We start from the raw sequence: 25,979 nt of genomic DNA, 5'->3' as shown, positions 1-25,979 counted from the left end.
GCTAGAATTACTGGTACTGGATATAGACCGGCTTCGGGTGGAGTTTGAGCACGTCCTGAGGGGTCAGCAGCGGGTCCCCCTTCTTCGTGTCGTTGTGGTAGAAGAGCTTGAAGCCGGTGTACTGCACCGGTTCGGCTACCACGTAATCCTTGTATGAATCCCGCTTCAGCCAGGGGGCGCCCCAGCCGTCCATGTTCATGACGATCTGCACCTCGGGGCGCAGCACGATGTTCCGGGAATTCGTCACGCCGTTGCGGGTAAAACGGTGCACGATGAACACCTTGGGGGGGAGGTTGTACTTCTTTACCAGGTCTTTCAGGTAACCGGAGGCATAGTTTATGTCCGCTGCGTCATAGGTACCGATCTTGGTCCCCGGTTTCTTCTTGCTTGCGATGAGGTTGAATTCCGGGTCGATCCCCAGGTGCACGTCCGGATTTTTCAGCAGCCATTCAAAGCGGGGGAGGATGGTCCGGATGTCGTCGTGCCCGGTCTGGATGTCGATGAACAGGATGGCGTTCGCCTCTTTTGCCCACCCGTACACCTGGTTCACGATGGCGTCAGGTATGATCATCCGGTACTTGCCCGCCTTACCCGGCTCTCCCTGTGCCACAACCGCGATCAGGTGCAGCGCGGGTTGTACCGGGGTAGAGGGGTCCGCTTTCTCCCACCGGGCCACTTCTCCCTTCAGGCGGCGCAGCATGTCGTCCTTCGGGAATTCTCCCAACGCTCCCATTTTCTTGGAAAGGGGATTGCCGTAGTAGGCCACGATTCGCTTCTGGGGCAGGATCGAGCCGGGGAGGGGCGTCGGGCACTTAACCGGCCAACCGCATTTGTTGGCAAAATCGGGGTCTTCTCCGGCATTGTACTTTATCTTGGGGGCCTTACGCGCGGCAGAGGTTTGCGCGGCAAATGCGGCCGCTTTGCGGGCTGCGGCGGTGTTTTGGGCCTGAACTGCAGGAGGTGCCGGGGTGCTTGCGGTTACGGGGGGGCTTGCGGTACTTGCCTTATTTGCAGTCGGAGGCTGCGAGGTGGTTTGGTTTCCGCAGCCGGTCAGGGCGAGGGTGGCAAGTAGCAGCAGGTATGTCCTGAGGAAAGAGGGGGAAAGCTGGTGCTTCACGAAAGACTCCTTGGAGGGAAGGCGTAGCGTCGATAACGGCTCACGTTCCGGACAAAATAAAAACCACAGGAGACGTCCCCTGTGGTTCACAGGCTTGATATATATACCATTTTACGGTGGGGCGAGGCAAGGGGGAAAATGCGGCGGAAATCCCTTGCGGGTAGCCGACAACTGGGGCAAAATGTCAGCGTGCCGACCATGAATGGTGGCAATTTAATCCGGGAAGGGGAGTACCGATGAAAATTCTTGCTCTTATTGGCAGCCCGCGCGGCATGCAGGGAAACACGGGACGGCTGCTGGAAGAAGTGCTGGCTGGTGTTCGTGGGGGGGGTGGAGAGGTGGAGATTGTCTCTTTGGCCCAGGCCGGGATGCAACCGTGCGTTGCATGCGATGCCTGCCACAGGACTGGCATCTGTCCCCTGCCAGACGACTATGAATCGATCAAGGAACAGCTCCTGGGGTGCGATGCGTTCATTCTCGCCAGCCCCAACTATATCTTCAGTGTCACCGCCCAGATGAAGACGTTCTTCGATCGCTGTAACGGTCTTATCCATTGCATGGCTCTTGACGGCAAGTACGCGGCGCTCGTGGAGACCTCGGGGAGTGGCGATGACGATGAGGTGCTCGCCTACATGGCGCATGTTGCAGGGACCTTGGGAGCGCTGACGGTCGGCAGCGTTGGCTCTGCTCAGGCCGGGGTGCGCACCTTTCCCAACGAGGACGAACTGTATGGAAGGGCGCGGGAACTGGGCGGGGCACTTTGCGCCGCGGTCCGTGAAAAGCGGGAATTCCCCGAACAGGATGCGTTCCGGCAGGCGTTCAGAGCCCGGATGCAGGGGGTGGTAGGGTACATGCAGGAGTACTGGCCCTTCGAACGGGAGTTCTGGCAGAAGAAAGGGTAGGTCGGGGGTCAGATAGCGGAGTTGAAATCGTTAAGTTCATGGGGGTCGAGTTCCACCCCTCCTTCGGCAACGGCGACACTCTTGATTTCCTGCGCCAGGCGTCTGATTGCTTCCATTGCCGTCATGATCAGCGAACTGGTATGGGAGTCGGGGCTCTCCGCGTAAGCCTGCTCAAGTGCATGCAGGGCGGTATCGGCATAGGACCGGGGGTCGGGATAGGAACCGGGCATTTTTTCTCTCCATGTTGCGTAGCGTTAAAAATGGTTATAAATCAGCATGGAGACTAATGTCAATTTGTTATTACTGAGGGACCTGGATATGCCAAGGTCACCCCAACCGGGCCAGTTTACCGCCCCTTTTTTGCTGGGGTATGTGAATTATGGTTCAACCAGCTTCCAGGTCTGGTCCGGATTATAGCTCGTCATTTTGCGTGCAATTTCTGCCGTTTTCGATCCCAGATTCTTCTCATACACCCTGCCCCGTTGATTCACGATGAACGTCATCACTCCCGAGACCCCCCACCGGGCGGGGTAGGCGACCAGCGCATGGCCGGCTACCATGTTGCCGTTGATGACGTAACTGAATTTCCCGCCTGGGGCGCTCGGTCCCTGCTGCTTGAGAATCCGGAAATAGTAGCCATTGTAAGGCCGTGGGCCACGCTCCCCCTCTTTGCGCGGTTGCATGTACCCTTCTTCCTTCGCTTTAGCGACCAGCGGACCGAGTGGGCTCTCTTTCTCACCGGCTACGGTCGGCCAGTAGAGGCCATCCTTTTTGCCTGGTTTGCTGATCATGTGCTGGGCATATTTCGGTAGTTGGTCGCCATCCGGTTCCGGCATGCTGTAATATTCATGCTGTGCCTCCACATAAGCCCGACAGACATTGATGGCAAGCAGTTCGTTATGGCCTATGCGGCGGTTGAGGATTTCTTCGCGCCCCTCTTCCGTGTTAAAAAGCCAGCTGGTACCTTTCTTGACGATTGGTACGGGGAAAGGCCATTTTTTCGCGCCGATAACGAGGATTGCTTTTGTTTCTCCCTCTTTGACGAGTTCGGCTCCCTCCGCCAAGTGGCTGGCAAAGTGGTCGAATTCAGTGGCCTGTTCCACCGGGTCGCCCGGTTCGAGCTCACGGGCAACCGGACCAAAAATCTCCCTCAAAGCTCCATGGTCTTTTTTCTGAACAGCACTGAGCAAAGCTTGCCGGGCCTCTTCCGGCGAGGCGAAAACCTGCTGCACCGTCTCAGGCTGGGTGGCGAAGCTGCCAGTCGGGAATGCCGCCAGTCCCAGTAGTACGGCCAGGCACCACATTCCCATGCCCCAGAACATGATTCTCCGAATATCTCTTATCATACCAGTGTTCCTTTCTTGAACAGGACCAGTAATCTGCAGGCACAAGTGTTGACGCCAGCGGGGTCAACCTAACGTTGTTGCAGTCTCCCCCCCCCAGCCGGTGCTTGGCGGGGAGCTTGCTGCTGCGTCGGGGTCGGGGTCGGGGCTGGCCTGGGGCTGGGAACCGCCGGGCGTTGTGCCGGGACCGGCCGGGTGAATTGTTGTGTGGCCCCCCTGCTGGTCTGGCCGCGTTCGCGGTACGTAGTAGCGTCCTTGCGGTTGCCGTAGCCGCCATAACCCGTTTGCGATGCTGGTTGTGCCTTCTGGACGTCACGGCCACGGTACACGTCCGTCGTGGCTGGACGTGCCGGCGGGCGACTTCCCGTTGAGGCCGGACCGGGCTGTACAACTCTGGCCGGAGGCAATGTGCGGCCAGTGCGCGCACGTTGGAGCTGCACGTTTCGACGAAGCTCCTCACGGTAGCGTACCGTATCGTGGCGGATTACTTTGTTGTTGACAGCTACTTCGCGGTAACTGTTGCTGATGTAGACATTGTTCCCGACACTGATATGCGGGCGGGAGCGGCTGATCCAGCCGCCTCCTTGCCAACCGTGGTAGTAGACACGATGCCTATGCCAGTCGCAATCGCGGTTCAGCCAGGCACCGATCGTGAATCCGATGCCAAAGGAAATGAACCCGTATCCAGCTGGGGGGGCTTCAACGTAAACCGCCATGGGATCGTACTGGGGGACATACACCACAGCGGGTTCGGCCGGAACGATACTGATGACCCCTCCTTCGTCGACCACCTGTTGCTCAGCAGTGGATACGAGATTGCCCTCAGCCTCTGCCTCTGCACGCAGGCGCTGGATCGCGTCCATCACATCCTGCGGCTGACTGGCGTAAGCCTGCCCCAGAGACACGGTCCAGTCATACTTCTGGTCCATCATGAAGAGCACGTCGGGATAATGGGCCACGGCCTTGACACTCACATCCCACAGCTGGTCGTCGATCCGGGCGGATTTCCCGTACTGTCCCACATAACGAGCCGCCAAATCGATCTCATCGATAAACGTCGCCGCCGGGAGGATCTGGGCGAGCAACGGATCAGGGTAGAGCGCAATAGGAGCGAGCAAATCATCCAGTTCCTCCGCAGTGAAAAGAGTAGCATTCCCCTCTTCCATTGTGTCGGGAGGAGCATACTGGTCACTGTCGGCGATTGCGACCTGTCCTGCGAAAAGACCCAAGGCGAGGAGTGCTGCAGGTAGGGTGATCAGAATTCTTGTCATGTGCCTCTCCATGAACTTCGGCTGTTGCACTCGTAGTGGTAAAGTTTACCACAAACTGGCAGAGCAGATATACGTGGAACTCGATGCCATTCGCGTCTACGGCCGTTTTCTGGCAGGTCAATAACTGGGATGCGGCGTGAAAGGTGCAAAGAGCCGGAGACCTCCTGTTGCCAGGAGGTCTCACAGGAGCATACATCGTTATTCAGCAGGAACAATAGGAGTGGCGTCATCTTTGTGACTTTTCTGGCGTAAGGATTTCAAGGTTTCCAACTGCGCGGGGGTCAGGATAGCGCGAAACTGTGCCCCAACCTTCGCCCTGTCAACATTGAGGTCGGCCTGAATTGCGGCTATTTTGGCAGTTTCCGCACGGATTGCCGCTTCATCGATGGTATCGGCATGCATCAGATCCCGAAGGTTTTTCTTCTCAGTGCGCAAATTTGCAACCATCGGTTTCACAACCGCTTTGTTCCCTTGAAAAATCACCTTTGCCTGCGCTTTCTGTGCGTCGGTCAGACCAAGTTTTTCCCCAAATTTCTTGAAATGTTGTCGCTGATGGCTACCACAATACCCGTCACCGTCACATCCCCCATCTCTTGCTTGCGCGATGCTTGCAAATGCCGTTAACGCCGCGATACAACACATCACTACGATTCTTGATACTGACATAACGATTTCCTTTCTGAATACTGAATGAGTATCTTTCTGCCCAAGAAACAATCTCCATTTTTTCTGGTATACGCGATGTATCACCTCCCTTTTGTCACTGTTCTTTCCACGCACTATCTCTGCCTTCCGCCACGAAATGCAGGACGATGGAATCGTCCATCAAAATGCTCTCGATCGTGCACATATCGCCCGTACTCCACGTCACGGAAATGACGGATTGAGTCAATTCGATACCTGCGTAAAGCTGGTGGGAAATATCTCCCCGGGGCGAGTACCCACGGGCCGTTGTAATAAGGCCCACGATACCAACGCCCGCCGTACAAGTACAGATAGTCGCTCCCCGTAAAGACCAGGTCATAAGGAACCCCGACTGCCACATACAGCCTGAGTGCAGGTGAATAGATGAACTGTGGGGCGTCATCCATATCCACCTCGGCGGGAGAGGGGTAGTCTTGCGGTGACAAGATCTCTGGCTGGCTGTCGGGTGGAACCATCACAGCTGGCGGGGGAGGTGTGGCAGGGGGCGCGGCTACTCCACGAGAGCGGTATCCTGGCACCTGATTCCCATAGGAATACATGCACTGAACATAGGCATTGTCATATCTGCGCTGTGCTTCCCTGCCGTATACCCTACCAGAATCCGAGCCCGCAGCCGTCCCGACGAGAAGCCCGCTTGCGGCTCCGATGAGGGCACCCGCACCGGTGTGACCGGAAGCTGAACCTAAAGCTGCGCCGAGCCCTGTTCCTACAGCCGTCCCGACGACTGCCCCTGTAGCAACATTTGTTTCGTAGGTCTCCTGCGCCGCTATCCCTATCTGTTGCTGTGCCCACTGCCTGCAGGTCGCGTCGTCGGTTCGGAACGTATCAAATGATTTCCCCTGTGCCGGCAGGACGTTGACGGACGGTCCCGGTGGAAGGGTTGCGCAACCGCCCAACACCAGCACCAGGAGAAGTGGTTTGATTCGTTGCATGGATCTCATGGGTACATACCTCCTGTCGGTAAAGGCGGAGAAGACACATCCAATGTCCTTACGCCTGGGAATACTCTCTATGGGTAGTTCGTCATTGTTGTTATTGCTGCTTTCTGGAAACAACGTACCTCAATAATGTGGAATGAATATGGAGAGAATGTGGATTTTTGCCCACTATCCGGAATCACGCTTTTATTTTTTCTGAAAACTGATTACGATTTCATCTGACTCACGCAGTCAATTCCATGAGTACGAGTTGTGAAACGATGAAAATGAATGTAACCCATAGGGTATTTGTGGCGATTCTCGCTGCCAATGCAATCATAGTCCTCTGCATGTTCCTGCTCATGCAGTGGAGTATGAATCGCGGTTTTCTCAAGTACGTTAACCAACTCGAACAAAACCGCATGGACCGCCTGGCGGTGAAACTCGGACGGGCTTACGGCACGGGGAATGGCTGGGAATCCCTGCGGAAGACACCCGACGAGATAGCAAGGTTAATCAGTGAAACGGTCGCCGAGGATTCCACCCAACCCCTCTCTTCTGTAGTTGCCAATGAACTGAAGCGTGACTCTCTTAACCATCCTGAACCATCCCCCCTGAGACGTTACTTTCGTCTGGAAAGACGTATCGTCGTCCTGAACGCCCGTCGGGAGCAGATCTTCGGCACGAGCAATCCCTCAGACATCGAAACCTTCAAACCAATTGACTTCAACGGGAAGGTGGTGGGGTATCTGGGGCTTCTCCCCAGTAAATTTCTTTCGGATATCCATCAGCTCAGATTCGTCAAAGAGCAGAAACTGGTTTTTGCTTTCGTTGCCCTGCTCATGCTGCTCGTTGCGGCCGCGATAGCGCTTCCCCTGGCGCGTCGTCTGGTCCGTCCGCTCAGAAAGCTGGCTGCAGCCACCAGCCATCTTTCGTCGGGGCGTTACGACATTCGGGTTCCCGTCGAGTCCGACGACGAGTTCGGTCACCTTTCCCGGGACTTCAACGCATTGGCGCTGAGTCTCGACAAAAACGAGCAGGCCCGTCGCCAGTTCGTGGCCGACATATCCCATGAATTGCGGACCCCGCTGGCCATTCTGGGGGGCGAAATAGAGGCTATCCAGGACGGGGTCCAGGATCTGTCGTACGAATCGATCTCTTCCCTCCAGGTTGAGGTTTTCCGCATTAACAGGCTCGTCGATGATCTGTACCAATTGGCCCTTTCCGACGTGGGAGCCCTTGCATACCGAAAATCCGAGGTAAACTTGTCGGAGATCCTCACGGAATCGATCAACCGCGTTCGACCGAAATTTGCCGAGAACAAGGTTTCCTTACATGTGGACGTGCCACAGGGGGCGGTTCCCGTCTACGCAGATGCAGAGCGTTTGGCGCAACTCTTCGGCAACCTGCTGGAAAATTCCCAAAAATATACCGATACCGGGGGGGCGCTTGACGTAACGCTCGAATCGGCAAACGGAGGGGTAATCGTCGATTTTAAGGATAGTGCACCGGGTGTTTCTGAAGAAGAACGGGGGAAGCTGTTCGATCGTCTCTATCGGGTGGAAGCATCACGCTGCAGGGCCACCGGTGGAGCGGGCCTGGGCCTTGCGATCTGCCGCAATATCGTCGAAGCCCATGAAGGTGCGATAGAAGCTTTCCCTTCGCCCCTTGGCGGTGTCTGGATAAGAATAACCCTGCCACTGGCGGAAAGTCACCGATGAATGATGCCATTCTGATTGTCGAAGACGAACCCAAGCTGGCGCGACTCCTGAGTAATTACCTGCTCCAGGCCGGGTATGAACCGCGTTGTCTGGAGAACGGCCTGGATGTCCTGCCGCTGGTTCGAGAAAGGATGCCGGCCCTGATCCTGCTGGACCTGATGCTGCCGGGGAAGAGCGGCATGGATATCTGCAAGGAGATCCGCTCGTTTTCAACGGTGCCGATTATCATGGTGACTGCCCGCATCGAGGAAATCGACCGGCTCCTCGGCCTCGAACTCGGTGCTGACGATTACATCTGCAAACCGTTCAGCCCCCGGGAGGTGGTGGCCCGCGTCAAGGCGGTGTTACGCAGATTCACCAACCAACAACCGTCCGGTGTGAATATCCTGCTTCGATTGGACGAAGAGCGCTTTCAGGCGACGCTGAGCGGCCGAGACCTGGAACTTACCGTTGTCGAATTCAAATTGCTCAGCTTTCTCGCGGCCAATCCCGGCCGCATCTATGGTCGCGACCAGCTTATGGATCATATCTATCCCGATCAACGCATTGTCAGCGACCGGACCATCGATAGCCACATCAAGAACCTGCGCAAGAAAATTGCTGGCATATCCCCGGAAACCGAGCTGATCCATTCGGTGTATGGGGTCGGGTATAAATATGACGAACTGCAGTGAAAACACAGATAGCCAATGAAATCGAGGGACGTACGCATGCAAGAAAATGGTAGCGAAACAATCGAATCAAATCCACACCCCGCCAAACGGCCATTCTTCAAGCAGTGGTGGTTCTGGATCATACTGCTCTGCCTGATTGCCGGCGGTTTCTTTGCTGTCTGGAAAGAACGGCAGCTTCCATCGTCAGCATCTGCGGCGGGCAAAAAGGGGGCCGTACTGCCAATGCCGGTATTCGTGGCTGCTGCCCGCACCGGCGACATGAATCTCTACCTGACCGGCCTGGGCTCCGTGACCCCCCTGAACACCGTGACGGTCCGCAGCCGTGTTGACGGCCAATTGATGGAGGTCCATTTTCGCGAGGGGCAGAATGTCACCAAGGGAAGCCTGCTGGCGGTCATCGATCCGCGACCGTTCCAGGTGCAGTTGACCCAGGCCGAGGGACAGATGGCCCGCGACCGGGAACAGTTGAACAATGCCCGACTGGACCTGGAGCGTTACCGCACCCTCTGGAGACAGGATTCCATACCCCGGCAACAGCTGGATACCCAGGAGGCGCTGGTCAGGCAGAATGAGGGGGCCGTCAAGATTGACCAGGGACAAATCGACAGTGCCAGACTCAACCTCACCTATAGCCGCATCACGGCTCCCATCAGCGGCAGGGCCGGCCTGCGTCTCGTGGACCCGGGGAACATGGTGCATGCTACCGATACGGGCGGCTTGCTGACGATCACCCAGGTGCAGCCGATTGCGGTGGTATTTCCGCTCCCCGAAGACAGCCTGCCCCAGGTTCTGCAAAAGATGAAGGGGGGGCGGCTGACCGTCGAAGCCTTCGACCGCGAGATGAAGCAGAATCTGGCTGCCGGAGAACTTGCCACCGTCGACAATCAGATCGACCCGGCAACGGGGACGGTCAAGCTCAAAGCGGTCTTTGCCAACCGGAACAGCGAGCTCTTTCCTAATCAGTTCGTCAATGCCCGGCTCCTGCTGGATGTGAAGAAAGATGCCATCATCATCCCGTCGGCTGCCATTCAGCGAAACCCTCAAGGGGCATTTGTCTTTGTACTGCGGCCGGACAAAACGGTGGCCATGCGAGCGGTCAGGATCGGTATTACCCAGGGAGGGGAAGCTACCGTCGTCGAAGGTCTGGCGGTAGGAGAGCAGGTGGTCGTAGACGGTGCGGAGCGGCTGCGGGAGGGGAGCAAGGTCGAAGTGAAGGAGAAGGGTAGGACACCCAACAAATGAATTTTTCTCGTCTTTTCATTCTGCGACCGGTTGCCACCACCCTGCTGATGATCGCCATCATCCTGGCCGGCGCCGTTGCCTACAAACAGCTGCCGGTTTCCGCTCTGCCGCAGGTGGATTATCCCACCATCCAGGTGCGCACCTTTTATCCCGGCGCCAGTTCCGATGTCATCGCCTCTTCCATAACAGCACCCCTGGAGCGCCAGTTCGGCCAGATGCCGGGGCTGACCCAGATGACCTCCACCAGTTCCCACGGCAGTTCGGTGATCACTCTGCAGTTCACGCTCGAACTCCCTCTGGATGTGGCCGAACAGCAGGTCCAGGCCGCCATCAACGCCGGTTTCAGCTTTCTCCCCAAAGATCTGCCCAACCCGCCGGTCTACAGCAAGGTCAACCCGGCCGACGCACCGATTCTGACCCTGGCGCTCTCATCCGATTCCCTGCCGCTGCCGAAAGTGGAGGATCTGGCCGATACCCGTTTTGCCCAGAAAATATCCCAGCTTCCGGGGGTGGGGTTGGTCAGTATCAGTGGTGGGCAGCGCCCTGCGGTGAGGATTCATGCCAACCCGACCGCCCTGGCATCCTACGGTCTGACCCTTGAAGACCTGCGCGCAGCACTAGCCGCAGCCAACGTGAACCAGGCCAAGGGGAGTTTTGACGGGCCCCGGCAATCCTTCATCATCGGCGCCAACGATCAGCTCTTTACCAGCAAGGACTACCGTTCCCTGGTAATTGCCTACAAAAACGGCGCTCCGGTCCAGCTCAAGGACGTGGCGGACGCCATCGACGACACGGAAAACGTCAACCAGGCGGCCTGGATGAACACAACTCCGGCGGTGATCGTCAACATCCAGCGCCAGCCGGGAGCCAACGTCATCGAAGTGGTGAATCGGGTCAAGCAGCTTCTGCCCCAGTTGCAGTCGGCACTCCCCGCCTCGGTGAAGGTCACCCCCCTGACCGACCGGACCGTCACCATCAGGGAATCGGTCAAGGATGTGCAGTTCGAACTGCTTCTGGCCGTGGCTCTGGTCGTGATGGTCATCTTCCTCTTTCTGCGCAACCTGCCGGCCACCACCATACCGAGCGTGGCCGTACCGCTGTCGCTCGTGGGCACCTTCGGTGTCATGTACCTGCTGAACTACAGCCTGAACAACCTTACCCTGATGGCGCTGACCATCTCCACCGGCTTCGTGGTGGACGATGCCATTGTCATGATCGAGAACATCTCCCGCTATGTGGAGGAGGGGGAAACGCCCCTGGAGGCCGCACTTAAGGGGGCTAAACAGATCGGCTTCACCATCCTGTCGCTGACGGTATCACTGATCGCGGTCCTGATCCCGCTCCTCTTCATGGGGGATGTGGTAGGGCGGCTGTTCCGCGAGTTTGCCGTTACCCTGGGGGTGACGATCCTGATTTCGGCGGCCGTCTCGCTGACCCTGACGCCGATGATGTGCGCCCGCATCCTGAAGCATGTCCCGGATGAACGCCAGGGACGCTTCTACCACGCATCGGGGCAATTCTTCGAGCGCCTGATCGCCTCCTACGGCCGCTCGCTTCAGTGGGTGCTGCGGCACCAGACCGCCACCCTGACCGTGGCCGCGGGAACCCTGTTGCTGACCGTCCTGCTCTACATACTGATACCCAAGGGGTTCTTCCCGGTCCAGGATACCGGGGTCATCCAGGGGATATCGGAGGCATCGCAAACCATCTCGTTTCCTGCCATGGCCGAGCAACAGCAGGCGCTTGCCAAAGTGATTCTCGAAGACCCGGCCGTGGAGAGCATTTCTTCATTCATCGGGGTCGATGGCACAAACACCACACTCAACAGCGGCAGAATTCAGATCAACCTGAAGCCGTTGAGCATGAGGGATGCCAACGCCACGGAGGTCATCCGTCGCCTGCAGCCCAAACTGGCCCAGGTGGCGGGTATCACCCTCTTCATGCAGCCGGTACAGGATTTGACGGTGGATGCCCGGGTCAGTCGTACCCAGTACCAGTTTACCCTGGAAACACCCAACTCCGATGAACTTGCGACCTGGGCTCCTCGTGTCGTGGAAGGGCTGCAAAAGCGGAGTGAATTGCGGGATGTGAGCAGCGATCAGCAGAATCAGGGGCTGCAGATGATGCTGAACTTCGATCGCCCCACGGCCGCCAGGTTCGGCGTTACCCCGCAGAATATCGACGATGCCCTCTACGACGCCTTTGGCCAGCGCCAGGTCTCGACCATCTTCACCGAACTGAACCAGTACCGGGTAATTCTGGCGGTCCAACCCCAGTTCCGGCAGGACCCCGGCGGCTTGCAGGCGCTCTATGTCCGCTCCAACAGCGGCGGCCAGGTGCCGCTCTCGGCCATCGCCTCGGCGACCGAGACCCGGGGGCCGCTGGTTATCAACCGCCAGGGGCAATTCCCTGCGGTGACTACCTCCTTCAACTTGGCGCCGGGCGTCTCCCTGGGACATGCCGTGAATGCCATCGAAGCCACCATGAACCAGCTGGGGTTGCCTGCCAGCATCGTGGGGAGCTTCCAGGGGACCGCCCAAGCCTTCAAGGCCTCCCTGACCAACGAGCCGATCCTGATCCTGGCGGCCCTGATCACGGTCTATATCGTGCTGGGGGTGCTCTATGAGAGCTACATCCATCCGCTCACCATTCTCTCCACCCTGCCGTCTGCCGGCGTGGGCGCGGTACTTTCCCTGATGCTGTTTCGCCAGGATCTTACAGTCATCGCCATCATCGGCATTATCCTTCTGATCGGCATCGTCAAGAAGAACGGCATCATGATGGTCGATTTCGCCCTGGACGCGGAGCGCACCGAAGGCAAGCCGCCTGAGGAGGCGATCTATCAGGCCTGCCTGCTCCGTTTCCGGCCGATCATGATGACTACCATGGCGGCGCTTCTGGGTGCCCTGCCATTGGCCATGGGGACCGGTGTGGGCTCCGAGCTCCGCCGCCCCCTGGGGATCTCGATTATCGGTGGCCTGGTGATCAGCCAGATTCTGACCCTCTATACCACGCCGGTCATCTACCTGGCCTTCGACCGGATGGCGCGCAGAAGAAGAGGGAAGGGTAGTTCCGGAGCGCCGATCACCCCATGAACGTCTCGGCCATCTTCATACGCAGACCGGTCGCCACCACGCTCCTGACCGCGGGGCTCCTGCTGTCCGGCATCATAGCCTTCCGGCTCCTGCCCGTATCGCCACTCCCCCAGGTGGACTTTCCGACCATCTCGGTTTCGGCCTCCCTGCCAGGCGCCGATCCCGAAACCATGTCCACATCGGTGGCCGCACCCCTGGAGCGGCAGTTCGGCCGGATCGCGGGGGTGACCGAAATGACCTCCGTCAGCAATCGCGGCAGCACCGGCATCACCCTGCAGTTCGACCTCAACCGGGATATCAACGGTGCGGCCCGGGATGTCCAGGCGTCTATCAACGCCGCCCGCAGCTATCTGCCGGCCAACCTCCCCAGCAACCCTTCCTACCGCAAGGTGAATCCTTCGGATGCACCGATCATGATCCTGGCGCTTACCTCGGACAGTGTCAGCAAGCCCCGGATGTACGATGCCGCTTCGTCGATTCTTCAGCAGAAACTGTCCCAGGTGAAGGGGGTCGGTCAGGTTTTCGTCGGCGGGGGTGCGTTGCCGGCCGTCAGGGCGGAGTTGAATCCCCTGGCTCTCAACAAGTACGGCATCAGCCTGGCCCAGGTTCGCGCAGTTCTGGCTGGCACCAACGTCAACCGCCCCAAGGGGATGCTTTCCAACGGCGACAGCTCGTGGGAACTGCATGCCAATGATCAGATGAAAAAAGCCGCCGATTATCGTGACCTGGTGATCAGCTACCATGGCGGATCCGCACTGCGGCTGGCCGACGTGGCCAGCGTCGAGGACTCGGTGGAGGATCTGCGGGTCAGCGGCTTTGTGAATGGCAAACCGGCGGTCATGGTGATCGTCTTCCGGCAACCGGGCGTTAATATCATTGACACCGTAGACAGCATCCGCGACTTGCTGCCGCAGATGGAAGCCTCCCTGCCGGGGGGGGTCAAGCTTTCCGTCGTGCTGGACCGGACCCCTCCCATTCGCGGCTCCCTGCATGACGTGGAGATTTCGCTGCTCTTGTCCGGAATCTTTGTGATCCTGGTGGTGTTCTGGTTCCTGCGCAACGTCCGGGCAACAATGATCCCGGCGGTGGCGGTCGCATCATCCATCATCGGCACCTTTGCCGTCATGTATCTGTTCGGCTACTCCCTCGACAACCTCTCTCTGATGGCCCTGACCATTGCCACCGGGTTCGTGGTCGACGATGCCATCGTGGTGCTGGAAAACGTCACCCGCTACCGGGAGATGGGGCAGTCACCGTATCAGGCAGCCCTTTCCGGCAGCCGGGAGATCGCCTTTACGGTCCTCTCCATGAGCGTTTCGCTGGTGGCGGTCTTCATCCCGATCCTGCTGATGGGGGGAATGGTAGGGCGTCTGTTCCGGGAGTTCGCCGTGACCCTCTCCGCGGCCATCCTGGTTTCACTGCTCATATCGCTCACTACGACCCCCATGATGTGCGCCACCATCCTCAGGGATGACACAGCCAAATCCCATGGCAAACTCTACCGGGCCAGCGAAGGGATGTTTGACTGGATGCACGGCCATTACGAAACCTCTCTCACCTGGTCGCTGGAACATCGTCGGATCATGCTGGGGGTGCTGCTTGCAACCGTCATGGCGAGTATCTCCCTGTTCATCGTCATTCCCAAAGGGTTCTTTCCCGAACAGGATACCGGCAGGATCGCCGGAAGTATCCAGGCTGCCCAGGACATCTCATTCCAGGCCATGCGGGACAAGCTGACCCAGGTTCTGGCGATCATCAAGCAGGACCCGGATGTGGAATACGTGATCGGCTTTACCGGCGGCGGGGGAGGTTCCACAGTCAATTCCGGCAGGATGTTCGTTTCTCTCAAACCCTTTGCACAACGGAAGGCAACGGCCAACCAGGTGATCGGGCGACTGCGCAAGAAATTGGCCCACATCCCCGGTGCCCCGACCTTCCTGCAGCCGGTCCAGGACCTGCGGGTCGGCGGCCGGATCAGCAACGCCCTCTACCAGTACACGCTGCAGGGGGAAAATGTCACCGAGCTGAACAGCTGGGGGCTGAAGATGCTGCAGAAGATGCGCAGCATGCCGATGCTGGCGGATGTGAGCAGCGACCAGCAGACCCGCGGGCTGGAGGCGGATCTGGTCATTGACCGACCGACCGCCTCGCGGCTGGGAATCACTCCGCAACAGATCGATGAAGCGCTTTACGACGCCTTTGGCCAGCGCCAGGTGTCCGTCATCTACACGCCGCTCAACCAGTACCATGTGGTCATGGAGGCGGCGCCTGCCTTCTGGCAGCAGCCCGACACCCTGCGGGACATCTTCGTGCTGTCGTCGGGAGGGCAGATGGTGCCGCTGTCCGCTTTCACTTCCTACAAGGCCGGCGCCAGCTCCCTGGCGGTCAATCACCAGAGCCAGTTCCCGGCGGTGACGACCTCCTTCAACCTGGCGCCGGGCGTTTCGCTGGGTGCAGCTGTCACTGCGGTGGAGGAGGCAACCCGCCAGATGGGGATGCCGGCCAGTATCAGGGGAAAATTTGCCGGTACCGCCCAGGCGTTCCAGGATTCGCTCAAGACCCAGCCTTTCCTGATCCTGTTTGCCCTGGTGGCAGTGTACATCGTTCTCGGGATACTGTACGAAAGCTACATCCACCCCCTGACCATCCTCTCGACGCTCCCCTCGGCCGGTGTGGGGGCGGTTGTTGCCCTGATGGTCTTCGGCTCCGATCTGAACCTGATCGCCATCATCGGCGTGATCCTCCTGATCGGCATCGTCAAGAAAAACGGCATCATGATGGTCGATTTTGCCCTGGCCGTGCAGCGGCGGGAAGGGAAGCCGCCTCGGGAGGCCATTTACGAGGCGTGCCTGCTCCGCTTCCGTCCCATCATCATGACGACCATGGCGGCCCTTTTCGGTGCGCTGCCGTTGGCCCTGGGGACCGGCGTAGGTTCCGAGCTCAGACGGCCTCTGGGAATCTCCATTGTCGGCGGGCTGATATTCAGCCAGATGTTGACCCTCTATACCACACCGGTGGTGTATCTTTATCTTGACCGGTTCCGGGCGTGGCTGGAGAGGAAGCGGCAGGGACGACGGATGGGAAAACGGATAGGAATGAAACGGGAGGACGCGTGAAAATATCAGGCATTACTGCACGGATTCTACTGGTTTTCTGCCCACTGCTGGGAGCCTGCACGGTTGGTCCGGACTACGTCAGGCCAACCCCGGTCGAAACAATGCCGACAGTATACAAGGAGCTGGAAGGGTGGAAGGTGGCGCAACCCCGGGATGGCAACATTCCCGAACGGTGGTGGGAACTCTACGACGATCCCGCGTTGAACTCCCTGGAAGAACAGGTGGCGATTTCAAATCTCACCGTTGCTGCGGCGGAGGCCCAGTTCCGTCAGGCGCGCGCGCTGGTGCAGGCTGCCAGGGCCGGCTACTTCCCCTCCGTTTCGGCAGGCGCCTCGGCGACACGCTCACGCAGTTCAGCCAATCTTGGTAACGGAAGAAGCGGGGGCGCAACGGTCTCTGATTTTCAGCTCCCGCTGGATCTGACCTGGGAGCTCGATCTCTGGGGCAGAATACGCCGCGGTGTCGAAGCCAGTCAGGCCAATGCCCAGGCCAGCGCCGCCGATCTGGCCGCAGTGACCCTGAGCACCCAGGCGGAACTCGCCAGCGACTATTTTCAGCTGCGGATACTGGACGCCCAGAAAGGGCTTCTCGACGCCACGCTCGCCACGTACCGGAAGTCCCTGGAATTGACGAACAATCGCTATGTCGCGGGGGTGGTGGCCAGATCGGATGTTCTTCAGGCCGAGACGCAGCTCAAAACCACCGAGGCGCAGCTGATCGATCTCGATGTGCAGCGTGCCCAACTGGAACACGCCATAGCCCTGCTGATCGGTAAACCTCCCGCAGCATTTTCACTGCCGGCAGCACCATTGACGACCGTATTTCCCCAAATCCCGACAGGTCTCCCGGCAGAACTCCTCGAACGGCGTCCGGATATCGCCTCGTCTGAAAGGAAGATGGCAGCGGCCAATGCCCAGATCGGCATTGCCAAGGCCGCCTATTTCCCGACAATCCGCCTTTCCGGTGCGGCCGGTTTCGAGGCTTCGAGTCTTGCCTCATGGTTTTCCTGGCCGAGCCGGTTCTGGTCGGTCGGTCCGGCAGTGGCGGAAACCTTGTTCGACGGCGGCCTGCGAAAGGCCCAGTCCGATCAGGTGAGAGCAGCCTATGACGCAACGGTGGCCGCCTACCGGGAAACGGTGCTGACCGGATTTCAGGAGGTTGAGGACAATCTGGCCGCACTGCGCATCCTGGAAGAAGAATCGCGGGTCCAGGATCAGGCGGTTCAGGCTGCGGAACAGGTTGTCAGCATTACCACGAATCAGTATCAGGCAGGAACCGTGGCCTATCTCAACGTGCTGGTCGCCCAATCGACTGCCCTTGCCAACGAGCGCACCGCCCTGGGGCTCCTGGGGCGAAGGCTTACCGCCAGTGTCTTGCTGGTGAAGGTGTTGGGAGGGGGATGGATTCCAAAGTGACCAACCCGACGGGGCTGGCAGTGAGCAGGGCAGGTCGGCCTGTCGGCCTGACGCCGCTACTGGCGTGAAAATCCTTTGCTGGGGGAGTGGAGCATGTTCGAATCGCAGTATAACGACGAGATGGAAGCGGAAGTGAGACGGCTGGAAGGGAAGCAGCGGGCCATCGCTGCCGGGCATCCCGAATGGGACAACGCCTGCGCGGGGTGCGGGTGCGAACTGCCGGTGAATGCCGTCGTGTGCGGGGAGTGCGAAGGGAAGGGGTAACCTTTTTGCACCGCATCGTTGCGGAGTTTTGTCACTCAACCGTTATTTCCTACACACTCGTCCGTGGTACAAATAAGCCCTGCAGACAAAGAATCTGCAGGGCTTTATTGTATCGTTTTACAACTGCAAATTCTGATCGAAATGAGAATTGAAATAGACTCTCCTAATAAAAACCTGTATATGGTTCTTCAGCGACCTACTGAATATTGCCGTAACACGAATAAACAGATGGAACTTGAGCAATTCGACAATATACCATTACATACGGACTCGACCAAGATAACGCCCAACAAGGAAGATTACCTGACCCAAAAGCCGTCAGGTGATCTTCCACACCGTTGGAAGGAAGAGGAAAAAGATTATGAAACAAAACATTGCCGCTTCTACCATGGCTCTTCTAATGTCACTGATCCTTGCTACGTCCACTGCCTATAGCAAGCCAACCGAGGGGGAAGGCCGCGTAGACCAGAATGACCGGACTGCCAAAGTAGAGATCAAGAGTATAGACGAGGTAGGCAGGGAATTAGCAATCAAGGGAGCCAAAGGGTTACAAAAAATTCTGGACAAAGCTATAGACGAGAAGCTAATCACCATCGATGACTTATTTGATGAGAATTATGTTTTAATCTCCCCGTCACCGCCACTTAAGTTCAGAACCCGTTTTGACTCCTTCCTTGACAAGTCTATCCAATCTTTTGAGGACAGCATCCTCACCTCTGACCTCCGTACAGATTTTGCGATTGCAGTGGACAGGAATGGCTATCTACCAACGCATAATTCCAAATTTTCCAAACCATTAACCGGAGACCCGGAGACGGATTTCGCAAATAATAGGGGGAAGAGATTCTTCAATGACAAACTCGGTATGGCTGCCGCAAAAAATCAGGGAGAGGTGCTTGTTCAGTGCTACGAGCGCGATAACGGTCAAAAGCTCTGTGACTTTGCCGCTCCGATTCTTGTGAAAGGTAAACACTGGGGTGCTTTCCGCGTTGGAATGAGAAGAGAATAAGATCAGCTTCCAACCACGCGGCGGCACACAGTCTACGCTTCGCTCTGCCGGTGCGTCCCGCTACCGTTAAACGCACCATCAACTACGGAGTTAAAGCTGATGTCGATTGATTTTACTGAACAAGATCACGATAACATCGCAAAGTTGTTTGACTATAGCGATATGTCAGAAGAAGACATGCGAAAGGCGGATGATAAATTCAAAATGTTGCTGGAATGTAACGAAGCGCCGAGATACTTATATGTAATCAGATGTTTCCCGCATAGCTATTACAAAATTGGCATTACGAATGATCTTGGTAAGCGTTTAAGAGATCATCAAACTGGATGTCCATTTGAACTAAGAATGATTTTTGCTGTTGAAGCAGACATGGCAGATTTTCTTGGAAGAGAAATTGCTTACTTGGAGAGTTTTTTTCATAATAACTACGAAAAGAAGAATGTGCGTGGGGAGTGGTTTGAACTTACTGATGAAGAAATTTCTGAAATGTGTATATTTTTACAAAATGATCGTGAATTCGACATCTTGCATTCAGAACCAGATGAGTTGGAGGCATTTCTCCGAGCAAATGAAGAGGCCTTATTAGACGAAGAAGAATAACAAGGCGCTAGACCTGATCGAAAAACCGTCAAGTTAGCGCCCACCCCGTTGGCAATGGAAGAAATGAACAAAAGAGAATACAACATAGCTGATTTCGCATGCATCGCCGGCTTGGGCAGCATCGCGACAATTGTTGTCTTGCTTGCACATTTGCGCGGGAACAACTCTGGACACACAGGAATGAACCCCTATGCGGCTCTTTTGGTGTTCGCTCCTTCCCTCGCTTTCGGGATAGCGAATATGACCGTAAATCGAAACTCTTGGAGGAATCTATGGACTGGCATTATTCCCACCCTGAGCGGCGGCTTTGGAACTGCTTTCTTGATCTATCTGGACAAGGCAAATGTGCTTCTCCAATACGAAACCTGGATTAGGCGGGGGATGCCGTAGAGGAAAGGGTCAAATCACAACTTTGGAGGATATACCATGACACGACGATTGCCACTACTGATACTCGGATATTTATTGCTGGCCGCGCCGCTCCACGCGCAAGACGACATGGAGGATAAAATCAGGTTGCTTGAGCAGCAGATTCAGGAACTGAAGACGCTTAGAGCACAACAAGCCGTTGGGAAACAGAAAGCTGACCAGTGTTTGAAGGCCGTTGGACGGGAAAAGTTCTGCAACTGTATCGGTGAAAATCTGCCCACTGCCGTGAGCTTCGAGCAGTACATTCACACCAGGTTACCTCAAAAGAAGAACTTGGTTACAGCGCCATGTTGCCCGAGCAGAAAAAACTGGTCGACGCCACCCTGGAAACTCGTGAAAAGTGCGTCGAAAAAGGTTTCTTCAAATAGTATGGTCCTTGTCTAACCGGGTCGCTGGGCCTGATCAATATAATCGTAAGGTCAGCGGCTGCACCGTTTGGCATAAAGTTAAGGTTAAGTGCACGTCGCGCCGACAGGGAGGAATGTCACCAAAATGAACGACGGGCCGTCGCAAAATGAACTGCTCGACGAGTTGGCTGTCCTGCTACGCTGCGGTGAAACCCATCTCCAGGTGATTCTTGACTCCACCGCTGACGGAATCCTGGCAGTGGACGCCCAGGGGAGAACGTTGCTCACCAACCGGAAGTTCGCTGAGCTGTGGCGGATTCCACGAGCTGTCATCGATACTGCTGACGACGAGACAATGCTCGCCTACGTGCTGACCCAACTGGTCGATCCCGATGCTTTCATGAACAAGGTCCGGTTGCTGTACGGCAGTGCAGATCAGGACATGGACGAGTTGCACTTCAAGGACAGCCGCATCTTTGAGCGATATTCCGCGCCGCTGCTCATGGACGGTGAGGTTGCCGGTCGCGTCTGGTCGTTCCGTGACGTTACCGCACGAAGGATGGGCGAGGAGGCCCTGCGCAAGAGCGAAGAGAGGTATCGGCTCCTGACCGAAATTTCTCCCAACTCGGTTACTGTTACCGATACCTCGGGAAATATTAGGATAGCGAACCGGCAGGCTCTGGCCCTGTACGGTTACGAACCGGATGCTGACGTCGTTGGCCTGAATGTGTTCGATTTCGTCGCACCCGAGGACCGTGAACGTGCCGGTCATGCCTTCGCGGGACTGATGGTCACCGGAACCGTAGTCGATTTGGAGGTTGCACTCCTCAGGAAGGATGGTTCCCGTTTTTCAGGGATGACCAGTGCCTCCATCATAAGTGATGCCACCGACGAACCCCATCTGGCGATCATCGTCACTACCGACATCACCCAACGGAAGCAGTTGGAAGAAGAGCGGCTGAAGCTTCAGAAAATGGAATCCCTGGGAGTTCTTGCGGGCGGGATCGCCCATGACTTCAACAACCTGCTTCAAGCCGTTTTCGGCAACATTTCCGCAGCTAGGGCCAGCTACGAACGGGGGGAGAACGGAATCCACCTCCTGGAGCAGGCCGAGCAGGCCCTGAAGCTGTCCATCAACCTCACTACGCAACTCCTGACGTTTGCGAAAGGGGGACAGCCGATCAGGAAGGAACTCGCGTTGGCACCGGTAATCGAAACCGCCGCGACTTTTGCCTTGAGCGGCGCACGTTCCGACTGCCGTTTCACGTCGGTCGAAGGGTTATGGCCGGTATGCGCCGATGAGGGGCAGATCGCGCAGGTGGTGCAGAACATCGTCCTGAATGCAGGCGAAGCCATGCCCCAAGGGGGGAGCGTACGGATCGACCTGACGAACGTGACCCTGCCTCCAGCAGTTCATCCCATCCTCCAGGAAGGGGGGAGGTTCGTTAAAGTCGATATTTCCGACTCCGGTTCCGGCATCATGCCTCAGCATCTGCCGAGGGTCTTTGACCCCTACTTCACCACCAAGGGGAAAGGAAGCGGACTCGGGTTGGCTACCGCTTTCGCCATAGTGAAGAATCATGGCGGGGCGCTTGAGGCTTGCTCTCAACAAGGAAGCGGTAGTACCTTTTCCTTTTACCTCCCCGCGTACGAAGGGACCGGAGGGAAGGAAACACTGCCGGCAGCCGCAAACGTTGCCCGTAAAGGACGCATTCTGGTGATGGATGATGTGGAAAGTGTCCGCCTTGCTATCTCCAGCATGCTGCGACTGCTTGGTCACGAGGGGGATGTGGCGGAGGATGGTGAGACGGCAATTGTCAAGATACGCGATGCCGTAGACACTGGTAACCCTTTTGATGTGGTGATTCTCGACCTGACAATCAAAGGGGGGATGGGCGGAGAAGAGATGATGGCGCATCTGCCCGGTATCGACCCTCACCTCAAAGCCGTCGTTTCCAGTGGCTACTCCGACAATCCCGTTATCTCCGATTACGCCTCCTACGGCTTCTCCGCGTATCTGGTGAAGCCATATTCCATCGAGGTGTTGCGGGACGTGTTACAAGGAGTGATGGGCTAATGCTTGTATAAGGCTGCTCATATCCTCCGCACATGTAAGCAGAACTGCGGCGGCAGACGGACAAGCCTCTGCGTCTTGAGACGTTATGCGATAAACACAAATAAAGCCCCGCAGAAACGAATCTGCAGGGCTTTATTTTATACAATCTTGCGAGACTACGTAACGTTACATCTTCTAGGTACTACGCACACTCGCTGTAGCCGCACACCCGGCACACCGCGCAGCCCCCTTCGTGCTCAACCACCCCACCGCATTCCGGACAGGCGCCCCGTTCCGGCGCAGCCTGCTCTAGGGTGGTGTCGTACCCGGCGGCGACCATATGGGCCTGGATCGCCTTGGCGACGGCGTCGGCGCAGGAGAGGACCCGGTTGTCACCGAAGCCCGACGGGCAGTGGCAGGAGATACCGAGGAGCTGCTTGACTACTTGGCGCGCCTGAACGCCGCTCCGCCAGGCCAGGGAGACCATCCGGCCGATGGCCTCGCTCTGGGAGGCGGCACATCCCCCCGCTTTCCCCATGGTGGTGAAGAGTTCGAAGAGGCCGGTTCTGTCTTCGTTGATGGTTACGTAGAGCGGGCCACAGCCGGTCTGCATCTGGTAGGTCCACCCTTTGAGGGCTTTGGGACGGTCCCGCTTGATGGCCGACTTGTCCTCGTGCACGGGTGCAGCTTTCTCTTCCTTCTTGCCGGTGGAGAGGACCTGTTCGTCCCGGGAACCGTCACGGTAGATGGTTACCCCTTTGCAGTCCATCTGGTAGGCGAGCCGGTAGACCTTTTCCACATCCTCGATGGTGGCGGTGTTGGGAAAGTTGACGGTTTTGGAGACGGCGTTGTCGGTGTACTTCTGGAAGGCCGCCTGCATCTCGATGTGCTCTTCCGGCGTGATTTCGTGGGCGGTGACGAATACCCTGCGCACGTCTTCGGGGATTTCCATGATGTCGTGGACGGTGCCGTGCTCGGCGATCCGCTGCATGAGTTCTTCCGAGTAGAAGCCCCGCTCTTTGGCCACCTGCTCGAACATCGGATTGACCTCGACGAGGATGTTCTTGTCCAGCACCTGGCGCACGTAGGAGACCGCAAAGAGCGGCTCGACGCCGGAAGACGTGTTGGCGATGATGGAGATGGTCCCCGTGGGGGCGATGGTGGTGACGGTGGCGTTCCGGATCGGCGCTTCCCCCGGCCGGTCGAAGAGGGAACTCTTGAAGTTGGGGAAGGCGCCCCGCTTCCTGGCCAGCTCGCGGGAGGCGGCGTGCCCTTCGTCGTTGATGAACTTCATCAACTTTTCTCCGAGGGCGATGGACTGGGGGGAGCCATAGGGAATGCCGAGGAGGATGAGCATGTCGGCCCACCCCATGACGCCGAGACCGATCTTCCGGTTGGCCCGGGTCATCTCGGAAATCTGGGGGAGAGGATAGTTGTTGACTTCGATGACGTTGTCGAGGAAGTTCACGGCGAGCCGGACGACCTCCCCCAGCTTGTCATAGTCAACTGCGCCGTTTTTGACCATTTTCCCCAGGTTGATGGAACCAAGGTTGCACGATTCGTAGGGGAGGAGCGGCTGTTCGCCGCAGGGGTTGGTGGATTCGATGACGCCGATGTGGGGCGTGGGATTGTCCTTGTTGAGCCGGTCGAGGAAGATGATCCCCGGCTCGCCGTTCTCCCAAGCCTGTTTGACAATGCGGCTGAAGACCTTGCGGGCGTTGAGGCTGCCGGCCGGCTCGTTGCTGCGGGGGTTGAAGATGGTGTAATCGGCGTCGTGCTCCACCGCCTCCATGAACGCTTCCGTGATGCCGACGGAGATGTTGAAGTTGTTGAGGTGGCGCTGGTCCGCCTTGCACATGATGAAGTCCATGATGTCCGGGTGGTCCACCCGCAGGATTCCCATGTTGGCACCGCGCCGGGTGCCCCCCTGCTTGATGGTCTCGGTGGCGGCATCGAAGACACGCATGAAGGAAATGGGGCCGCTGGAGATGCCCGAGGTGGAGCGAACCTGATCGTTGGCCGGCCGCAGCCGGGAGAAGGAGAAGCCGGTGCCGCCGCCGGACTTGTGGATCAGGGCGGTGAACTTGACCGCGTCGAAGATCTCCTCCATGGAGTCCCCCACCGGCAGGACGAAGCAGGCGGAGAGCTGACCCAGTTCCCGCCCTGCGTTCATGAGGGTGGGAGAGTTGGGGAGGAACTCGAAATTAGTCATCATGGCGTAAAACTTGTCGGCAAGCCCGGCCACGTCGGCTTTCTTGTCGAAGCTACTGTCCGCCGAGGCAATGGTTTCGGCAACCCGGCGAAACATGTCCACCGGTGTCTCCAGGATACGTCCTTCCTTGTCCCGTTTCAGATAGCGCTTCTCCAGAACGGTCAGTGCGTTTTTCGTCAAGCCCGGAATCGCTCCCTTTGCCTTTGTTTTACCCATGGTTTACGTGTCTCCTTAAACGGGAAATTGGTGCATAACAGTTGAATATAAGCGGGCCTTAACCCAACATTTTGTGGCACGCTGTGAAATTAACCACAACATATATGGCCTGTCAAGGGATTTAAGATTAAAGTTGTAACTTCTTGATAAGATTTCGCAAAATTGTGAAACACCGCTCCAGAACGTGAGATTGCATTTACAATGCGGTTCGATTGTGTTAAAAACGTCGTGGTATTCTGCATGCGATGAGGACTGTCATGACCGACTGCAACAACTGCAAGGATTCGCTGGAGGCCCAGGTAAAGGCACTCAAGGACCTGATTGAGGTGGCCCGGGCCGTCGTTTCGACCCTTGATCTCGATACGGTGTTGCAGGCCATCCTGACGAGCGCCATGCGTTTTGCCGAGACGCCGGCCGGCAGTGTTGCCCTTTACGATGACCGGAAGATGGAGCTGTCCCTCCATGCCCATGCAGGCCTGTCGGCAAATTTCATCAAGACGGAGCGCTGGGATGTGAGCCCGGGGGGGCTTACGCAAAAAGTGCTCTCGGCCGGCGAGATACTCTTCATCGAGGACACCCTCGATACGCCGTTCTTCAATAATCCCATCGCCCTCAACGAAGGGATCAGGTCCCTCATCTGTGTGCCGCTGGTGATCCAGAAACGGACCGTCGGGGTGCTCTATCTGGACGATTTTGTCCCCCGCATGTTCGACCGGGAAAAGCTCAATCTTCTCTCCGTACTCTCCTCATTTGCAGCCATGGCCATCTACAATGCAAAGCTCCACAACCGGACCAAGCTGATGGCCATCACCGATGCGTTGACCGGCCTTCACAACCACCGCTATTTCCAGCAGCAGTTCCCCCAGGAGCTGGGACGGGCCAAGCGCTACCAGAAACCGCTTTCCCTGATCATGCTCGACGTGGATGATTTCAAGAAATTCAACGACACCTACGGCCATGCCTGCGGCGATCTTGTCCTGGCCGCCATCGGCGAGATCATCACCATGACTCTGCGCCGGGTCGACTTCGCATTTCGTTACGGTGGCGAGGAGTTCATCGTGTTGTTGCCGGAAACGAAGCTGGAGAGCGCAATCCAGGTGGCTGAAAGGCTCCGGGAGCGGATCGAACGGGAGACGGTGACGGCGCTCAAGGGGATTGCCAGCCATGGCGTGACGGTCAGTGTCGGTGTGGTCGCCTGTCCTGAAAACGGCAGCGGCCGGGACAAGTTGTTCAATAAGGTCGATGCATTGCTCTACCGGGCAAAGGGAGAAGGGAAAAACCGGGTATACTATGAGCAGGCAGATGGGGACGGTACGCAGTCCTGATAG

22 protein-coding genes are annotated in these 25,979 nt (G+C 57.4%); 14 read left to right on the top strand and 8 right to left on the bottom strand.

Translation table 11 applies throughout. The features are described 5' to 3' along the window. Window positions 1-7: 7 nt before the first annotated feature. Entirely contained in the window at window positions 8-1,117 is a 1,110-nt protein-coding gene (locus LDN04_RS13815) for a hypothetical protein (protein WP_223911732.1), read from the bottom strand. A gap of 236 nt (window positions 1,118-1,353) precedes the next feature. Between LDN04_RS13815 and LDN04_RS13810 the strand changes: the two genes are divergently transcribed. Beyond that, a complete protein-coding gene (locus LDN04_RS13810) occupies window positions 1,354-2,019 on the top strand; it encodes a flavodoxin family protein (protein WP_223911729.1) in 666 nt (221 codons plus the stop codon). An 8-nt stretch (window positions 2,020-2,027) separates the two neighbouring features. On the opposite strand, the gene LDN04_RS13805 is transcribed toward LDN04_RS13810, so the two are convergent. The 3 genes from LDN04_RS13805 to LDN04_RS13795 all read right to left on the bottom strand — a co-directional run bounded on the left by LDN04_RS13805 (window position 2,028) and on the right by LDN04_RS13795 (window position 4,633). Then, entirely contained in the window at window positions 2,028-2,249 is a 222-nt protein-coding gene (locus LDN04_RS13805) for a hypothetical protein (RefSeq protein ID WP_223911726.1), read from the bottom strand. 147 nt (window positions 2,250-2,396) lie between these two features. Further along, window positions 2,397-3,365, bottom strand: coding sequence for a DUF2950 domain-containing protein (locus LDN04_RS13800; protein WP_223911722.1), 969 nt, complete (start codon window positions 3,363-3,365; stop codon window positions 2,397-2,399). Between the two features lie 68 nt (window positions 3,366-3,433). Further along, entirely contained in the window at window positions 3,434-4,633 is a 1,200-nt protein-coding gene (locus LDN04_RS13795; RefSeq protein ID WP_223911719.1) for a DUF3300 domain-containing protein, read from the bottom strand. Between LDN04_RS13795 and LDN04_RS13790 the strand changes: the two genes are divergently transcribed. Continuing rightward, window positions 4,614-4,757: a hypothetical protein gene (locus tag LDN04_RS13790; RefSeq protein ID WP_223911716.1), complete on the top strand. Its 144-nt coding sequence runs from the start codon at window positions 4,614-4,616 to the stop codon at window positions 4,755-4,757. The two genes, LDN04_RS13795 and LDN04_RS13790, sit on opposite strands and share 20 nt — an antisense overlap. Window positions 4,758-4,831: 74 nt before the next feature. On the opposite strand, the gene LDN04_RS13785 is transcribed toward LDN04_RS13790, so the two are convergent. Next, window positions 4,832-5,299: a Spy/CpxP family protein refolding chaperone gene (locus LDN04_RS13785; protein WP_223911713.1), complete on the bottom strand. Its 468-nt coding sequence runs from the start codon at window positions 5,297-5,299 to the stop codon at window positions 4,832-4,834. A 113-nt stretch (window positions 5,300-5,412) separates the two neighbouring features. Beyond that, window positions 5,413-6,270: a glycine zipper family protein gene (locus tag LDN04_RS17000; protein WP_374045171.1), complete on the bottom strand. Its 858-nt coding sequence runs from the start codon at window positions 6,268-6,270 to the stop codon at window positions 5,413-5,415. A 266-nt stretch (window positions 6,271-6,536) separates the two neighbouring features. Here LDN04_RS17000 and LDN04_RS13780 point away from each other — a divergent pair, with 266 nt between their 5' ends. From LDN04_RS13780 to LDN04_RS13735, 10 genes are all read left to right on the top strand, one after another. After that, entirely contained in the window at window positions 6,537-7,976 is a 1,440-nt protein-coding gene (locus LDN04_RS13780) for an ATP-binding protein (protein ID WP_223911711.1), read from the top strand. Beyond that, entirely contained in the window at window positions 7,973-8,650 is a 678-nt protein-coding gene (locus LDN04_RS13775; RefSeq protein WP_223911708.1) for a response regulator, read from the top strand. The genes LDN04_RS13780 and LDN04_RS13775 overlap by 4 nt, the downstream gene beginning before the upstream one ends. 36 nt (window positions 8,651-8,686) lie before the next feature. Next, window positions 8,687-9,892 (top strand): MdtA/MuxA family multidrug efflux RND transporter periplasmic adaptor subunit, encoded by a 1,206-nt coding sequence (locus LDN04_RS13770; protein WP_223911705.1) that lies wholly within the window; start codon window positions 8,687-8,689, stop codon window positions 9,890-9,892. Further along, window positions 9,889-12,987 (top strand): MdtB/MuxB family multidrug efflux RND transporter permease subunit, encoded by a 3,099-nt coding sequence (locus tag LDN04_RS13765; RefSeq protein ID WP_223911702.1) that lies wholly within the window; start codon window positions 9,889-9,891, stop codon window positions 12,985-12,987. Before LDN04_RS13770 ends, LDN04_RS13765 begins: the two co-directional genes overlap by 4 nt. Further along, window positions 12,984-16,103, top strand: coding sequence for a multidrug efflux RND transporter permease subunit (locus LDN04_RS13760; protein WP_223911699.1), 3,120 nt, complete (start codon window positions 12,984-12,986; stop codon window positions 16,101-16,103). Before LDN04_RS13765 ends, LDN04_RS13760 begins: the two co-directional genes overlap by 4 nt. Next, on the top strand, window positions 16,100-17,518 hold the full coding sequence (locus LDN04_RS13755; RefSeq protein WP_223911696.1) for an efflux transporter outer membrane subunit: 1,419 nt from the start codon (window positions 16,100-16,102) through the stop codon (window positions 17,516-17,518). Before LDN04_RS13760 ends, LDN04_RS13755 begins: the two co-directional genes overlap by 4 nt. A 93-nt stretch (window positions 17,519-17,611) precedes the next feature. Beyond that, window positions 17,612-17,782 carry a hypothetical protein gene (locus tag LDN04_RS13750; protein WP_223911693.1) on the top strand — a complete coding sequence of 57 codons (171 nt, stop codon included), beginning with the start codon at window positions 17,612-17,614 and terminating at the stop codon, window positions 17,780-17,782. Between the two features lie 361 nt (window positions 17,783-18,143). Beyond that, window positions 18,144-18,791 carry a hypothetical protein gene (locus tag LDN04_RS13745; RefSeq protein ID WP_223911690.1) on the top strand — a complete coding sequence of 216 codons (648 nt, stop codon included), beginning with the start codon at window positions 18,144-18,146 and terminating at the stop codon, window positions 18,789-18,791. Window positions 18,792-18,890: 99 nt separating this feature from the next. Then, window positions 18,891-19,391, top strand: coding sequence for a GIY-YIG nuclease family protein (locus tag LDN04_RS13740; protein WP_223911687.1), 501 nt, complete (start codon window positions 18,891-18,893; stop codon window positions 19,389-19,391). A gap of 48 nt (window positions 19,392-19,439) precedes the next feature. Further along, a complete protein-coding gene (locus LDN04_RS13735; protein WP_223911684.1) occupies window positions 19,440-19,781 on the top strand; it encodes a hypothetical protein in 342 nt (113 codons plus the stop codon). A 72-nt stretch (window positions 19,782-19,853) separates the two neighbouring features. On the opposite strand, the gene LDN04_RS13730 is transcribed toward LDN04_RS13735, so the two are convergent. After that, a complete protein-coding gene (locus LDN04_RS13730) occupies window positions 19,854-20,069 on the bottom strand; it encodes a hypothetical protein (RefSeq protein WP_223911681.1) in 216 nt (71 codons plus the stop codon). Between the two features lie 243 nt (window positions 20,070-20,312). Between LDN04_RS13730 and LDN04_RS13725 the strand changes: the two genes are divergently transcribed. Beyond that, window positions 20,313-22,244 (top strand): PAS domain-containing sensor histidine kinase, encoded by a 1,932-nt coding sequence (locus LDN04_RS13725; RefSeq protein ID WP_223911678.1) that lies wholly within the window; start codon window positions 20,313-20,315, stop codon window positions 22,242-22,244. 181 nt (window positions 22,245-22,425) lie between these two features. On the opposite strand, the gene LDN04_RS13720 is transcribed toward LDN04_RS13725, so the two are convergent. Beyond that, the gene (locus LDN04_RS13720) at window positions 22,426-24,651 is read right to left on the bottom strand and encodes a vitamin B12-dependent ribonucleotide reductase (RefSeq protein WP_223911675.1); all 2,226 of its coding nucleotides are present in this window, start codon (window positions 24,649-24,651) and stop codon (window positions 22,426-22,428) included. Window positions 24,652-24,908: 257 nt separating this feature from the next. On the opposite strand from LDN04_RS13720, the gene LDN04_RS13715 reads away from it, so the two are divergent. Beyond that, the gene (locus LDN04_RS13715; RefSeq protein WP_223911672.1) at window positions 24,909-25,976 is read left to right on the top strand and encodes a sensor domain-containing diguanylate cyclase; all 1,068 of its coding nucleotides are present in this window, start codon (window positions 24,909-24,911) and stop codon (window positions 25,974-25,976) included. Window positions 25,977-25,979: the final 3 nt, after the last annotated feature.

Source organism: Geobacter sp. AOG1, assembly GCF_019972315.1.
Taxonomy (GTDB): Bacteria; Desulfobacterota; Desulfuromonadia; order Geobacterales; family Geobacteraceae; genus Geomobilimonas.
This window is presented reverse-complemented; position numbering and strand designations above follow the sequence as displayed.